Below are 15,357 nucleotides of genomic sequence, written 5' to 3' on the forward strand. Positions count from 1 at the left end.
GCTGATGGCGCTGCAGGAGTCGCGCCTGCATACGCGCAGCGACAGGCCGGGGTTTTTCGCCGCGGCGCTGGACCAGTTGCCGGCCTTGCTGACGATGGAAAAGCTGCTGTTCCGCCTGATCGCCTTCGGCTTCGCGCTGCTTAGCCTGACTGTCCTGTCGGGCATCGTGTTCAGCGAAGAATTGTTTGGCCGGGCGCTGAAGTGGGACCATAAATCGGTCTTCACCCTGCTGTCCTGGGTGCTGTTCGCCGCCTTGCTGGCCGGCCGTCATTTCCGCGGCTGGCGCGGCAAGACGGCCCTCAGCTTCACGCTGGCGGGCTTTGCCACCCTGCTGCTGGCTTATGTCGGCAGCCGTTTTGTCCTGGAAGTGGTTTTACATCGAGGTTTGGCATGACACGACTCCTGTTCTGGCTGGCGCTGATCTTCCTGGTGATCGCCGCCATCCGCAGCAAATTGCGCAAGATGAGCGGCCCGCCGCAAGGCGGCCAGCCGCAACAGCCGCGCGCGGCCGAGCCGCAACAGATCGAAAAGATGCTGCAATGCGCCCATTGCGGCGTGCATTTCCCTGCGTCCGAAAACGTGCCGGCCAACGGCCTTGACTACTGCAGCGCGGCGCACGCGCCGCATTAAGATACAGCGTGTTTGCCCGTCTCCATACCCTGTCGGCCGCCTCGCGCGACACCTTCTGGCGTTCGCTGAAAGCGCTGGGCGCGACGCGCATTGTGATCGCCCTGGTCCTGGTGCTGTATTTCAGTGCCGGCGACCTGTTTTCGCGCGAACTGAAAGTGCAGGTCTGCGGGGTCTACCTGCTGACGGCGGTGGCGACGCAGGTGCTGGCCATGCGCTGGCGCCGCCACTTCATGCTGCAGCTGATGTCGCAGGTGGCCTGCGACCTGACCTGCATTTCTCTGCTCTACCTTGCGGCGGGCGGCTTGCGCTCCGGGCTGGCGATCCTGTACCTGTTCCCGCTGGCCGGCTGCGCCATCCTGGCGCCGCTTGTGCTGTCGCTGTTCAGCGCCTCGCTGGCTACCTTGTTCATGCTGGCCGACAGCACCTACCTCGCCATTTCGGGCGGCGAGTCGCTGGTCTTGCAGGCCGGCTTGTACGGCGTTGCCTGGTTTGCCGTGGTGTTGATCGTGAACCGCATGGCGGCGCGCCTGATCGGCCAGGAAGAGCTGGCGGCCCAGCGCGGTATTGAAATCGGCGTGCAGCAGGCCGTCAACCGGCTGGTGATCGCGCATTCAGCCGACGGCATCCTGGTGGTCGGGCCGGACGGCACCATCCATATGAGCAATCCGGCGGCGCAGCAAATGCTGGGCGGCGCGGCGCAGGTGCTGGACGGCGTGGCGCTGCAGCCGATCGCGGTCGCCTACGAAACCTGGCGCGGCGATCCGCAGCAGGCCAGTGCCTTCATCACCATCAAGCCGTTCGAAGACCCGGAGCAGGCAGACCTGACGGCCGCCTGGAATTCGCGGCGCGACGTCTCGCTGCACCTGAAGCTGCGCTTTGCCGCAGCCGATACCAACGGCCTGGATGTGGAACGCAACGTGATCTTCCTGGAGGACGTGACCGGCATTGAGGAAAAGGCGCAGCAGCTCAAACTGGCCTCGATGGGCCGCCTGACTGCCAGCATCGCGCATGAAGTGCGCAACCCGCTATCGGCTATCGGCCACGCCAATTCGCTGCTGGAAGAGGATTTGCAGGCGCCGGTGCACAAGCGCCTGCTGCGGATCATCAGCGACAACGTGGCGCGCGTGAACCGCATGGTGGAGGACATCCTGCAGCTGTCGCGCAAGGCGCAAAGCCACCATGACCCGATGGAACTGGAATCCTTCCTCAATGAGTTGAAGGCCGAGTTCGACGAAACCCATAAGCTGGACCGAAAGATCGTATGCCTGGGCGGCATGGCCCAGGTGATGGTGCGCTTCGACCCGCTGCATTTGCGCGAAGTGCTGATCAACCTGCTCAATAACGCGGTGCGCTACGCCAGCGGCACCCCGGCCAGCATCCGCGTCTTCGTCGTGCAGGTGGCCGGCCGGCCGCTGGAATTGCACGTGCAGGACGATGGCCCTGGCATTTCGCCGCAGGTGCGGGCCCACCTGTTCGAACCGTTTTATACAACATCGAGCAAGGGCACCGGCCTGGGCCTGTATCTGGCGCGCGAATTGTGTTTGAATAACGAAGCCATGCTGGACTACGAGCACCGTTTCGAAGACAGCGTGACAGAGGGCGGCGCGCGCAAGTCGAGTGGCCGCTTTGTGATTACATTTGCGAAAAACACATGACTTCTCCACGTGTCCTGGTCGTTGACGATGAAGCCGACCTGCGCGAATTGCTGGAAATTACCTTGCTGAAGATGGGGCTGGACGTGGACAGCTCCGAAACCCTTCAGCAAGCGCGCCAGCATTTTGCCGAAAAAGATTATCAATTGGTGCTGACCGACATGCGCCTGCCCGACGGCCTCGGGCTGGACCTGGTGCGCGAGGTGACTGCCAGCGGCAAGAACATCCCGATTGCGGTGGTCACGGCGTTCGGCAGCGCCGAAAATGCCGTGGTGGCGCTGAAGGCGGGTGCCTTTGATTATGTCAGCAAGCCGGTGCAGCTCGAGCAGCTGCGCATTCTGGTGCAGTCGGCCTTGAAGGTGAGCGACAGCGCGCCGGCCGCCGCCCCGGCGCGCGGCCAGCTGCAAAGCCGGCTGCGCGGCAGTTCGGCCGCGATCCAGGCCCTGCGGGCCCAGATTGCCCGGCTGGCGCGCTCGATGGCACCGATTGCCATCAATGGCGAGTCGGGCAGCGGCAAGGAGCTGGCGGCGCGCGAAATCCACGCCCAGAGCTCGCGCGCGGACAAGCCTTTCATTGCCGTCAACTGCGGCGCCATTCCGGAAGCGCTGATGGAGGCCGAGTTCTTCGGCTACCGCAAGGGCGCCTTCACCGGTGCGGCCGACGAACGCGATGGCTTCTTCCAGGCTGCCAATGGCGGCACCCTGATGCTGGACGAAGTGGCCGACCTGCCGCTGGCGATGCAGGTCAAGCTGCTGCGCGCGATCCAGGAACGGCGGGTGCGCAAGATCGGCGCCACGGCCGAAGAGCCGGTCGACGTGCGGATCATCTCCGCCACCCACAAGAACCTGGAAAAGCTGGTGGAAGATGGCCTGTTCCGGCAGGATTTGTTTTACCGCCTGAACGTGATCGAGCTGCGCCTGGCGCCGTTGCGCGAGCGGCTCGATGACCTGGATGAGCTGGTCGAAGCGATCCTGACGCGGCTCGGCAGCTTTGGCCAAAAGGTGGTGCTGGCGCCCGGCGTGCTGGACGTCTTGAAGGGCTATTCCTTCCCGGGCAATGTGCGGGAGCTGGAGAACATCCTGGAACGCGCGCTGGCATTTTCCAACGATGGCGTGATCTCGGCGGAAGACCTGGCGCTGAAGGGCGGCGCCTTGCCGCCGGCCGTGCCCGCCGCCGCGCCGGTGGCAGCACCGGCCGCACCCAGCGGCCAGCCGGCCGGTCCTGCCGGCACGGCAGCGGCGCCAAGCCTGGCGGCTGACGCTGCGGCTGCGGCGCCGGCGCCAACGGGCAGCGAGCCATCCATGCCGCCGCTGCCGGTGTTCGACGTCCTGCCCAGCAATCTGCCGGCCTATCTGGAAGCGGTCGAGCGCGATATCCTGACTCGCGCCCTGGCCCAGACCAATTTCAACCGCACCCAGGCTGCCCAGCTGTTGGGCATCAGCTTCCGCCAGCTGCGCTACCAGATGCAGAAGCTGAACATCCAGGATCCGGGCTGACGGTTGGCGGCGGCGGGGCAGCCGCCGCCCGATTGGTCTATAATCCCGCTCCGCCGCGAAAAACCCCTTGCCAGCTGTAGCGTTTTCGCCAATGCACAAGACTGTGCTGCACTGCAACATTGCTTATTAAATCAGCACACAAAAAGCAGTGTTAGTGCTCGCTCACCGCCGATCGCCTTTAGCGATGGGGGCTATGAAAAGTCAATAAGAAAACGTGGCCTAAACGAAAAAATTTCACCTTGTACGATCCGGATCCCGTCACTACAATTAGTGGACAGAATTCGATGGTTCACTAGATATAGTGGTCATAAACAAATACTGAATACGCGGAGCATAAATGCAATCTACCCAAGACATTTCCACCACTCAGGCATCTCAAGTGCCTGTTTCCGCTGGCGAAACCGCTGGCGGCGTCGCTGTTTCCGCTAGCCAACTGGCCGACTACCGCATCATCCGCCGCAACGGCGCCGTGGTAGCTTTCGAGCCATCCAAGATCGCCGTGGCAATGACCAAGGCCTTCCTGGCGGTGAATGGCGGCCAGGGTGCGGCTTCCGCCCGCATCCGCGAACTGGTGGAAGAACTGACCCAGAAAGTGGTGACCGCCCTGATGCGCCACCAGCCAACCGGCGGCACCTTCCATATCGAAGACGTGCAAGACCAGGTTGAACTGGCCCTGATGCGCTCCGGCGAACACGATGTGGCGCGTTCCTACGTGCTGTACCGCGCCAAGCACATGGAAGAACGCCGCCTGAAGAAAGAAGCTGCCGGCTCCGCCGCCGCCGCTGAACCGCAGATCAATGTCACCGAGAACGGCGTTGCCCGTCCGCTGGTGATGCAGGAAGTGCGCGACCTGATCGGCGCCGCCTGCAAGGGCCTGGAAAAGCACGTCGATGCCGACGCCATCCTGGCCGAAACCGTGAAGAACCTGTACGACGGCGTGCCGGTCGAAGAACTGCACAAGTCCGCCATCCTGGCTGCCCGCGCGCTGATGGAAAAGGACCCTGCGTACTCCCAGGTGACCGCCCGCATCCTCCTGCACACCATCCGCAAGGAAGTATTCGGCAAGGAAGTGCCGCAAGCCGGCGCCGCCGCAGCCTACATCGAGTACTTCCCACAGTACATCGCCAAGGGTATCGCCGCTGAACTGCTGAACGAAGAACTGGGCAAGTTCGACCTGGCCAAGCTGGCCAAGGCCCTGGTGGCCGACCGCGACCTGCAGTTCGGCTACATCGGCCTGCAAACCCTGTACGACCGCTACTTCCTGCACGTGCGCGATATCCGCATCGAAATGCCGCAGGCCTTCTATATGCGCGTCGCCATGGGCCTGGCCCTGAACGAAACCGACCGCGAAGCGCGCGCCATCGAGTTCTACAACCTGCTGTCGACCTTCGACTTCATGTCGTCGACCCCGACCCTGTTCAACTCCGGCACCCAGCGTTCGCAGCTGTCCTCCTGCTACCTGACCACCGTGTCCGACGACCTGGAAGGCATCTACGACGCCATCAAGGAAAACGCACTGCTGGCCAAGTTCGCTGGCGGCCTGGGTAACGACTGGACCCCGGTGCGTGCACTGGGCGCCCACATCAAGGGCACCAACGGCAAGTCGCAAGGCGTGGTTCCATTCCTGAAAGTGGTGAACGACACCGCGGTGGCAGTGAACCAGGGCGGCAAGCGCAAAGGTGCAGTCTGCGCCTACCTGGAAACCTGGCACATGGACATCGAGGAATTCCTCGACCTGCGCAAGAACACCGGCGACGACCGCCGCCGCACCCACGACATGAACACCGCGAACTGGATTCCGGACCTGTTCATGAAGCGCGTGATGGAAAAGTCCCACTGGACCCTGTTCTCGCCGTCCGAAACGCCTGACCTGCACGACAAGGTCGGCAAGGCCTTCGAAGAAGCCTACCTGGGCTACGAAGCCAAAGCCGCTGCCGGTGAAATCCGCGTGTTCAAGAAGATCGAAGCGCTGGACCTGTGGCGCAAGATGCTGTCGATGCTGTTCGAAACCGGCCACCCATGGATCACCTTCAAGGACCCATGCAACATCCGTTCGCCGCAGCAGCACGTCGGCGTGGTCCACAGCTCGAACCTGTGCACCGAGATCACCCTGAACACCAGCGACGACGAAATCGCCGTCTGCAACCTGGGTTCCGTGAACATGCCTGCCCACATGAAAGAGGGCAAGATCGACCACGTCAAGCTGCAAAAGACCATCCGCACCGCGATGCGCATGCTGGACAACGTCATCGACATCAACTACTACGCAGTTGAAAAAGCACGCAACGCCAATATGCGCCACCGTCCGGTCGGCATGGGCGTGATGGGCTTCCAGGACTGCCTGCACATGATGCGCGTACCGTACGCCTCGATGGAAGCGGTGCAGTTTGCCGACACTTCGATGGAAGCGGTCTGCTACTACGCCTACCTGGCATCGACCGAACTGGCCGAAGAACGCGGCAAGTACGAGTCCTATGAAGGTTCCCTGTGGTCGCGCGGCATCCTGCCGCAAGACTCCGTGCGCCTGCTGGCAGAACAGCGTGGCGGCTACCTGGAGCAGGACCTGTCGTCCGCGATGGACTGGACCCCGGTACGTGAACGCATCGCCAAGTTCGGCATGCGTAACTCGAACTGCGTAGCGATCGCCCCGACCGCGACCATTTCGAACATCATCGGCGTGTCGGCTTGCATCGAACCGACCTTCCAGAACCTGTACGTGAAGTCCAACCTGTCCGGCGAATTCACCGAGATCAACGCCTACCTGGTGCGCGACCTGAAGGCACGCGACCTGTGGGACGAAGTGATGATCGCCGACCTGAAATACTTCGACGGCTCGCTGAGCAAGATCGATCGCGCACCGCAAGACCTGCGCGACATCTACGCCACCGCGTTCGAAGTGTCGCCAAGCTGGCTGGTGGAAGCCGCATCGCGCCGCCAGAAGTGGATCGACCAGGCCCAATCGCTGAACATCTACATGGCTGGCGCATCCGGCAAGACCCTGGACGAAACCTACAAGCTGGCGTGGCTGCGTGGCCTGAAGACCACCTACTACCTGCGCACCATAGCTGCTTCGCACATGGAGAAGTCGACTTCCCGCACCGGCGCCCTGAACGCCGTGTCCGCGAACGTGCCGGACGCCCCAGCTGCCGTAGTTGCTGAGCCAGATGGCGCCGCCTGCTACCTGCGTCCTGGTGACGACGGTTTCGAGGAATGCGAAGCCTGCCAGTAATACAATAAGGTAAACCCGGCAAACCAGGGTCTGACCCAAGGGTCAGACCCAGTCAATTCAAAGTTCGCGGCCTAAAAGCACCGCCGACAGTCGAGCAGACAGGGTCAGACCCTTGGGTCTGACCCAGGTTTGCCGGTTCAAAGAATAAATCAAAGAGGAAAAAACAAATGCTATCCTGGGACGATGAAGCCGCGGCCGCCCCGCGCCAAACCCCACCACAGGGCGCCACTGCCGAAGCCAGCGCCGAACAAGTCGCCCTGCGCGTCAACGCCGACGACAAGCGCATCATCAATGGCCAGACCGACGTCAACCAGCTGGTGCCGTTCAAATACAAATGGGCCTGGGACAAATACCTGGCCGGCTGCGCCAACCACTGGATGCCGCAGGAAGTGAACATGCAGCGCGACATCGAGCTGTGGAAGAATCCGAACGGCCTGACGGAAGACGAGCGCCGCCTGGTCAAGCGTAACCTGGGCTTCTTCGTTACCGCCGACTCGCTGGCAGCCAACAACATCGTGCTGGGCACCTACCGCCACATCACCGCTCCCGAGTGCCGCCAGTACCTGCTGCGCCAGGCGTTTGAAGAGGCGATCCACACCCACGCCTACCAGTACATCGTTGAGTCCCTGGGCCTGGACGAGCAAGAGATCTTCAACGCCTACAACGAAGTAGCGTCGATCCGCGACAAGGACCAGTTCCTGATCCCGTTCATCAACGTGCTGACTGAACCAACCTTCAAGACCGGCACCCTGGAGACCGACCAGCAACTGCTGAAGTCCCTGATCGTGTTCGCCTGCCTGATGGAAGGCCTGTTCTTCTACGTCGGCTTCACCCAGATCCTGGCGCTGGGCCGCCAGAACAAGATGATGGGCGCCGCCGAGCAGTACCAGTACATCCTGCGCGACGAATCGATGCACTGCAACTTCGGTATCGACCTGATCAACACCATCAAGCTGGAAAATCCACAACTGTGGACCCCGGCCTTCAAGGAAGAGATCAAGGGCCTGTTCCTGCAGGCAGTCGAGCTGGAATACCGCTATGCGGAAGACACCATGCCACGTGGCGTGCTGGGCCTGAACGCAGCCATGTTCAAAGGCTACCTGCGCTTCATCGCCAACCGCCGCGCCACCCAGATCGGCCTGGAAACCCTGTTCGACCAGGACGAGAATCCATTCCCATGGATGTCGGAAATGATCGACCTGAAGAAGGAACGCAACTTCTTCGAAACCCGCGTGACCGAGTACCAGACCGGTGGCGCGCTGAGCTGGGATTAATTCCCGGTTGTCCCCAAGCAAAAGCCCGGCCAATGCCGGGCTTTTGCTTTTTCATGGATTTTGCAAACAGCAATGCTCGACTAACAGTGCAGAAGGCGCAATTGGGCCTTTTTGTCGATTCGCCGCTGCTTCGCTCGTCGTGTCTTTACGAACCCGAGGAGACGACGATGACACCCACCATCCTGCTGGCGTATGCGCGCCCAATGGCAATCTGGGGTTGGCACGTGGCATATGCCTTCGCCGAACGCTTTCGATTCTTGGATCAAGTTCTACGGGTGTATGAGCATCCTTACTTTTAGGGAGGAGCACTTGGGACGGCGAAGTCTGGAAGCTGGACGCCAGCATGCGCAAGTAAATAAACACTGCGGTCGCCATCAACTGCGAGGCCGGCGATAACAGAGTGAATGCGAAATTCTCCGCTGGCTTTTGGCTCGGTGAGCGAAGCTATCACGTGGTCCAAAATACAGCCGTCGCCATCCGCCCGATAGATTGCGTGGGCATTGCCTAGCTTGTCAGTGCCAACGAACCGTCTTCAGCGGCGGAAATGACCGCGCCATAGCTATCCCATTCGGCAACAGGCTGCTAGTTCCATTCGGGTGCGCACGGCTGAACTCAAGTTTCCTTGGCTTTTGTATAATTGCGCGTCTATTAACATTGCCAGTGTACAACATGGAAGAAACCACTATCCCGGAACAGCCAAAACGCGTCAAAAAGCTGGGCCGCATTGCTATCTATATCTTTGCCGCAGTCGGCCTGCTGTTTTCGGTGCTGATCGCCGTGATGGCGCTGCAATCCAAGCCGCAAGCGCCGCGCACCTTCGACGCCAACGAAGCTATCGACGGCGTCATGACGCGCAACTATGGCAAGTACTCTGAGACCCAGCAAGGCTGGCTCTATGTCGATGAAACGAGCCATGTAACGTACCTCGTGACCGTTGTGCAGCAAAAGAAAGTGGACGGCAAAGAAGGGGATGAGCTCTACCTGGTCACCAGCGGCCGTGCCATCGCATCGAAGGACGAGGACGATTCGTTCTACGGCGTGTTCCAACTGCGTTACCGCGATGGCCAGCTTTATGAACACAGCGATCCGCGCCGCCCGAGCGGTGTCGATCCGGTGACGCCGGAACGCGTGCATTTCGAAGCCCTGAGTGCGGATGTGTGGGGATGGGTGGTGAAGACCATCTCGAATGAGTCTGGCGTGGGCGAACATTTCACCACCACCAGCAACGTGGTGCTGGCGCCTCGCAACGAGCAGATCGCCGTGCTGACTGAGTTCAACGCCGCATTCCAGGTCCTCGGGGCCGGCAACTGCAAGGAAACCGAGAGCCAGTATGCCGACTGGGAAAAGGCCAAAGGTGAAAAGAAGACGGCTCCAGCGGAAGGCGAGGGCGCGCAGGAAGCCTCGGGTGAAGAGGGGGAGGAGGAGTTCGAGCTTGTTCCACCACGTTGCACCCAACTGCAATGGTCTTATCGTACAGACCCTGTGACTGATGCGACCTTTACCCCGCTGTACATCACGCGCAATGCCGGCATGGAGGGCGGCTCGCAGGTCGAGGCCAAGACGTGGAAGGTGATGTTCGATCCCAAGAGCTACACCTACCTGATGCCGGAAGAGCTGAAGAACGTCGGCTCGTGAGCCGAACCGGTGCCTAACGGAACTGGGCCAAGATTCGCGCGAGCGTGCCGTCCTTGCTGGCGGCAGCGATCGCGCGATTAGCCTCTTCCAGGCTGAGATGGCCCTTGCGTGAGACCGCGCAGCGTGTGTTGAAACTTGCCGCGGGCAGCGGCGGATGCAATTTCAGCGGAATGGCCCGCAGGCGCTGCCGGTATTCGAGGACGCCGCGCGCAATCAAGATGTGGTGCACGCGGCCGCGCGCGAGTTTCTCGAGGTTGGTTTCCATATTGGGCGAATCGTCCCGCACAAAGCCGGCACCCAGGATCTTTTCGATTTCCGGGTGCTGGTAGCCGAGGATGGTGCCGATGGCCTGTCCGCGCAGGTCGGCAATGGCATGCGGTTGCGGCTGGCTGGCATCGGTCACCAGCACTTCCTCCGCCGTGAATACTGTCTCGGTCCAAAGATAGTCCCCCTCGATCCATTCCGGCGTGTAGCCGCACAGGATGTCGGCCTCGCCTTGCTGCAAGGCCCTGGCAATTCGCTTGCGCGGCAACAGCAGGAAACGCAGTTCGCGCCCGGTGCCGCGGGCCAGCGCCTCTCCCAGCATTTTGTGCACGCCGTCCGTCAGGCGGCCATTCTCGATGCGCGACATGGGCATGTCGGCGGCGCGGTCGACCAGCACGACGAGTTCACCGCACCATCCGCGCGGGGCGGACAGCAGCAGGCAGAAGAGGGTGAGCAGGCGCAACGTTTTCATACGTAGGGGCGCGAGGGCACCAATTGAGTTGTACGGCATTGTGTGCAATGATGACACGCAAATTGACATGAAGGAATCCATGCTGCTACGCGCGTTTTTCTGTCTCTTCCTGCTCACGCTTAGCCAGTTCAGCCACGCCCAGCAAGCGGTCACGCCTCCTGTCCAAGCACAGGCACCTGCCGCGCGGCTCGCAGTCGGCAACCGGACCGTCTTCGTGTTCCGCGCCATGCTGAGCGGCTACACCCCGCACGATCGCGCCGAAGCGGCGGATAAACGCCTCGAACGCGCGCTTGCGCAAGGTGGGCCGCAGCAGGCAGGCATTCGCTCGATCGCCGAAGGCACGCAAGTCCTGCTCGACGGTTCGCTGCTGTTCCTGGTGTCGCCCGGCGACGTCAATGCCCTGGCGGGCGATACCACCGACCTCCTTGCCCATGAAAGCGCGGCGCAATTGAGCAAGGCGCTGCTGGAGCGGCGCGAGCAGCGCAGTCCTGCGTATATCGCGCAAGCGCTGGCCCTGTGCGCCCTGGCCAGCTGTGCGCTGGTGCTGTTCCTGTGGCTGCTGGCGGCGCTGCGCCGCCAGGCCCGGCGGCGGCTGGAGGCGATCCTGGGCCGGCGCCTGGCACAGGTCAAAGTCCGCAACGTGCGCGTGCTGGATGCCGAACACCTGGTGCATTTCATGCGGCTCACCATGAACGTTGTAGTCTGGTTCCTGGGACTGCTCGCTGCTTACGTCTGGCTGGCTTTCGTCCTGGCGCGGATTCCTTTTGCACGCAACTGGGGCGAGCGCCTGCAGCAGTTCCTGCTTGATACCGCCGCCGAAATCGGTAGCAACGTGGCCGGCGCTATCCCCGGCCTGCTGTTGGTTGCCGTGATCGTGGTCCTGGCCCGTCTTGCCAGCGCCACGCTGGCCTCCATTTTCAAGCGCATCGAAAGCGGCGAGCTGCATTTCGGCTGGCTCGATCGCGACACGGCTGTGCCGACGCGCAGGCTGGGAACCGTGGTGATCTGGCTGTTTGCGCTGGCCATGGCTTATCCCTACCTGCCCGGTTCGCACACTGCCGCATTCCAGGGCGTGACGGTACTGGCGGGGCTGATGCTGTCGATTGGCGCGTCCAGCATTGTGGGCCAGGGCGCGGCGGGCCTGATCCTGATGTACACCAGGGCGCTGCGCAAGGGCGACTACGTCAGCATCGGCGACGTGCAGGGCACTGTGGTGGAGCCCGGAATCTTCGACACCCGCCTGCGCACCGGCATGGGCGTGGACGTCGCGATGCCCAATGCCTGGGTACTGTCGAATACGATCAAGAACTATTCGCGCGCCGTCCCTGGCGCCTACGTGCTGGATACCACCGTGACCATCGGCTACGACACGCCCTGGCGCCAGGTCTACGCAATGCTGGAGGAAGCGGCTGCGACGACCGAGGGCATTGCTGCCGAACCGCGGCCGTATGTGATCCAGAGCGCGCTGTCCGATTTCTATATCGAATACAAGCTCGTGGCGTGCTCGGTATTGAGCTCGCCCAGCAGTCGCGCCGAGCTGATCAGCCTCCTTCACCAGAAGGTGGTCGACGTGTTCAACCGCGAAGGTGTCCAGATCATGTCGCCGCACTTCACGCAGGAGCCGCAGCAACTGCACATCGTGCCTCCCGTGAAGTAGGGTGCCGGCTATGCGCCTTCATGTCCACGTCTTCGCAGCTGCATGGATCTTGGTTAGCGCGTCGAGTTGGGCCGGGTAGCCGGCGGCGATTCGCGTTGCCGCGCAAATCGATTCCGAGCCGAAGTTTGTCGCGCAGGGCGCTGCGGTCGCCGGCAGTTGCATCGATATATTCCGGGCGATCGAGAGAGTGGATCCTGGGCTCAAGTTTGTCGGCGACCAGCAATGGATGCCGCTCAAGCGCATCGAAGCAATGATCGCGGGGCGCAAGCTGGATGCGGCTTGCGGGCTGGTGCGCAGCGATGAGCGCATCGCAGCTTACAAGATTCCGGATACGCCTCTGTTCTCAGTCAACTACCACATGCTGGTTCGTGCCGATGACACGGTCATTGCCAAGAACTTCGACGACGTGCGCAAGCTGAATGAGGATGGCGTGGTGCTTGTCAACGCGGGCAGCGGGGCGATTGCGGCGCTCAAGAAAGCGGGCAACCTGAAGATAGACAGCACAGCCAATACCACCGCACAGAATATCGACAAGCTGCTGGCGGGCAGGGGGCGCTTTTTTTATTACCGCATTCCAGGCCTGGCCTCGGAGATCAGGAGGGGCCGGCACGAACAGAAGGTGCGGATGCTGCCTTCGGTGTTCGACACGCAGGTTTTCTACATGGTGCTGGGACGGCATGTCGGCAAAGAGCTTGAGGACAGGATCGCACTGGCGCTGGGCCGGCTCAACGAGCACGGCGAAATGAAGCAAATCGCGGAAAAGTGGTCGGCTTATTGATGGTGGTACGATGATCGGCTATTTACATCATATTGTGATACAAAATGCCGTCTCCACCCGATTCGCTGGCCAAGGCCGACTTCATGGCCCTCTCCGAATTCCGCTACCAGATGCGGCGCTTCGAGCGCTTCTCCGAAAACGCCGCCCAGGCAGAGGGCATCACGCCGCTGCAGTACCTGCTGCTGCTGCATATCAAAGGCTTTCCCGGCCGCGACTGGGCCACGGTCGGCGAGCTGGCTGAACGGTTGCAGGCGCAGCAGCATGGCGTGGTGGCCTTGCTGGGCCGCTGCGAAGCGGCCGGGCTGGTGCAGCGCCGCCCCAATGCGCAGGACCGGCGCCGGGTCGAAGTCCACCTGCAGCCGGCCGGCGAAGAAGTGCTGCTGCGCCTGGCTGCCATCCACCGCGCCGAACTGCAATCGCTGCACGGCGTGTTCACCATTCCCCACCTGCCGTCCAAACCATGAAACCGTACGACCCACGCCGCGACTTCAGCGGCGACGCGCGCCTGTTGCCGATCGGCGCCATGGCGGCCTTGATCGGCATGCTGAGCACGGGCACCGCCTGGCTGCTGCTGAAGGCGATATCGCTATTTACCAACCTGTTTTTCTTCCAGACCCTGTCTACCGCGCCGCAGTCGCCGGCGGCCCATGCGCTGGGCGCCTGGGTCATCGCGGTGCCGGTCATCGGCGCCGTGCTGATCGGGCTGATCGCGCGTTACGGCTCGGAGCAGATCCGCGGCCACGGCATTCCGGAAGCGATCGAGGCCATCCTGTTCAAGCGCAGCGCCATGTCGCCCAAGGTGGCGGTGCTCAAGCCGCTGGCGTCGGCGATTGCCATCGGCAGCGGTGGTCCGTTCGGCGCCGAGGGGCCGATCATCATGACCGGCGGTGCGGTCGGCTCGCTGTTTGCCCAGCATTTCCACCTGAGCGACGCCGAGCGCAAGACGCTGCTGGTGGCGGGCGCGGTCGCCGGCATGACGGCTGTTTTCGGCACGCCGATTGCTGCGCTGTTGCTGGCGGTCGAATTGCTGTTGTTCGAACTGCGTCCGCGCAGCCTGCTGCCGGTGGCCGTTGCCTGCGCGGTCGCCGGCTTCCTGCGGCCGCTGCTGATGGAAACCGGGCCGCTGTTCCCGCAGCAAAGCCCGGTGCTGCCGCCGGTGGCCTTGCTGTCCTGCGCTGTGGCAGGGGTGCTGTGCGGCGCCATGGCGTGGCTGCTGTCGACTGCCCTGTACCGCGTGGAAGACGGCTTCCACCAGCTGCCCATTCACTGGATGTGGTGGCCGGCGCTGGGCGCCCTCGCCATCGGCATCGGCGGCTACTTCCAGCCGCGCGCGCTGGGTGTTGGCTATGACGTGATCGGGGACCTGCTGCAAAACCACCTGGCCGCCGGCGTGGTGGCGACGCTGCTGGTGGCCAAGGCCGTCATGTGGTTGATTGCGCTCGGTTCGGGCACGTCCGGTGGCGTGCTGGCGCCCTTGCTGATGCTGGGCGCCGGCCTGGGCACAGTGCTGGCGCCCTACCTGCCGGGCGGCACGCCTGCCGTCTGGCCGCTGGTGTTCATGGCCGCCACGCTGGGCGGCATGATGCGCGCACCGATCATGGCCACCGTGTTCGCCTATGAGCTGACGCATGACGCCAATGCCCTGCTGCCGGTACTGGCCGCGTCGGTGGTGGCATATGGCTTTACCGTCATCACCATGCACCGTTCGATCCTGACCGAGAAGATCGCCCGCCGCGGCCATCATATCTACCGCGAATACGGCATTGATCCGCTGGAGCGGCATAGCGTGGAGGAGGTGATGACGGCCACCCCGATGTCGATCGACGCCGATGCGCGGGTGGCCGAGGTGCTGCTTTCCCACTTCGGCACCACGCAGCGCCACCGCGCCTATCCGGTCACCAGCCAGGGCATGGTGCTCGGCATGCTCGATCGCGCGACGCTGGAGCAGGCCGGCCATGCCGTGCACGTGCGCGAACTGTATGGCGTGAACGCCCCCATCGTGGCGCTCCGCGGCGAGACTTGCCGCACGGTGGCGGTGCGGCTGGCGGTGCATGGGCTGGAGCGTTTGCCGGTGGTGGCCGATGCCGCCGGCCGGCAACTGGTGGGCGTGATCAGCCGCAGCGACATGGTCAAGTCGTCGCTTGCGCTGGACAACGAGGAGCACCGGCGCCACCGCTTCCGCCGCTTGACGCTGCGGCCCTGAAAGGAAGGCGCGGCGCTCCGTTAGCTCAACAGTGCGAACGCATTTCTGTAATGCTGTTATCGTTTGC

General features: G+C 62.6%; 12 protein-coding genes. 11 read left to right on the plus strand and 1 reads right to left on the minus strand.

Annotated elements, in window-relative coordinates; genetic code table 11:
- From ACQ4MM_RS15685 to ACQ4MM_RS15715, 7 genes are all read left to right on the plus strand, one after another.
- Positions 1 to 394 (plus strand): cytochrome C assembly family protein (locus ACQ4MM_RS15685; RefSeq protein ID WP_431478216.1); only part of this gene is annotated, 394 nt, incomplete at its 5' end.
- Complete coding sequence (locus tag ACQ4MM_RS15690) at positions 391 to 630, plus strand: PP0621 family protein (protein WP_431478217.1); 240 nt, start codon at positions 391 to 393, stop codon at positions 628 to 630. The genes ACQ4MM_RS15685 and ACQ4MM_RS15690, both read left to right, overlap by 4 nt.
- Positions 631 to 638: 8 nt before the next feature.
- Positions 639 to 2,285, plus strand: coding sequence for a sensor histidine kinase (locus ACQ4MM_RS15695; protein WP_431478218.1), 1,647 nt, complete (start codon positions 639 to 641; stop codon positions 2,283 to 2,285).
- On the plus strand, positions 2,282 to 3,778 hold the full coding sequence (locus tag ACQ4MM_RS15700; protein ID WP_431478219.1) for a sigma-54-dependent transcriptional regulator: 1,497 nt from the start codon (positions 2,282 to 2,284) through the stop codon (positions 3,776 to 3,778). The genes ACQ4MM_RS15695 and ACQ4MM_RS15700 overlap by 4 nt, the downstream gene beginning before the upstream one ends.
- A 337-nt stretch (positions 3,779 to 4,115) precedes the next feature.
- Positions 4,116 to 7,007, plus strand: coding sequence for a ribonucleoside-diphosphate reductase subunit alpha (locus tag ACQ4MM_RS15705; RefSeq protein WP_431478220.1), 2,892 nt, complete (start codon positions 4,116 to 4,118; stop codon positions 7,005 to 7,007).
- 167 nt (positions 7,008 to 7,174) lie between these two features.
- Positions 7,175 to 8,281, plus strand: coding sequence for a ribonucleotide-diphosphate reductase subunit beta (locus tag ACQ4MM_RS15710; RefSeq protein WP_431478221.1), 1,107 nt, complete (start codon positions 7,175 to 7,177; stop codon positions 8,279 to 8,281).
- Between the two features lie 669 nt (positions 8,282 to 8,950).
- Positions 8,951 to 9,916: a hypothetical protein gene (locus ACQ4MM_RS15715; RefSeq protein ID WP_431478222.1), complete on the plus strand. Its 966-nt coding sequence runs from the start codon at positions 8,951 to 8,953 to the stop codon at positions 9,914 to 9,916.
- Positions 9,917 to 9,929: 13 nt separating this feature from the next.
- Here the strand turns inward: ACQ4MM_RS15715 and ACQ4MM_RS15720 are convergent, their stop codons facing one another.
- Positions 9,930 to 10,652 carry a substrate-binding periplasmic protein gene (locus tag ACQ4MM_RS15720; RefSeq protein WP_431478223.1) on the minus strand — a complete coding sequence of 241 codons (723 nt, stop codon included), beginning with the start codon at positions 10,650 to 10,652 and terminating at the stop codon, positions 9,930 to 9,932.
- Between the two features lie 67 nt (positions 10,653 to 10,719).
- Here ACQ4MM_RS15720 and ACQ4MM_RS15725 point away from each other — a divergent pair, with 67 nt between their 5' ends.
- The 4 genes from ACQ4MM_RS15725 (at position 10,720) to ACQ4MM_RS15740 (ending at position 15,290) form a co-directional block, all read left to right on the plus strand.
- Complete coding sequence (locus ACQ4MM_RS15725) at positions 10,720 to 12,309, plus strand: mechanosensitive ion channel family protein (protein ID WP_431478224.1); 1,590 nt, start codon at positions 10,720 to 10,722, stop codon at positions 12,307 to 12,309.
- 88 nt (positions 12,310 to 12,397) lie between these two features.
- A complete protein-coding gene (locus ACQ4MM_RS15730) occupies positions 12,398 to 13,087 on the plus strand; it encodes a substrate-binding periplasmic protein (protein WP_431478459.1) in 690 nt (229 codons plus the stop codon).
- Between the two features lie 44 nt (positions 13,088 to 13,131).
- A complete protein-coding gene (locus ACQ4MM_RS15735) occupies positions 13,132 to 13,551 on the plus strand; it encodes a MarR family winged helix-turn-helix transcriptional regulator (protein ID WP_431478225.1) in 420 nt (139 codons plus the stop codon).
- Entirely contained in the window at positions 13,548 to 15,290 is a 1,743-nt protein-coding gene (locus tag ACQ4MM_RS15740; RefSeq protein ID WP_431478226.1) for a chloride channel protein, read from the plus strand. Before ACQ4MM_RS15735 ends, ACQ4MM_RS15740 begins: the two co-directional genes overlap by 4 nt.
- The last annotated feature ends 67 nt before the right edge of the window (positions 15,291 to 15,357 follow it).

The organism is Massilia eburnea, assembly GCF_050709955.1.
In the GTDB taxonomy this organism is placed as follows: domain Bacteria; phylum Pseudomonadota; class Gammaproteobacteria; order Burkholderiales; family Burkholderiaceae_D; genus Rugamonas; species Rugamonas eburnea_A.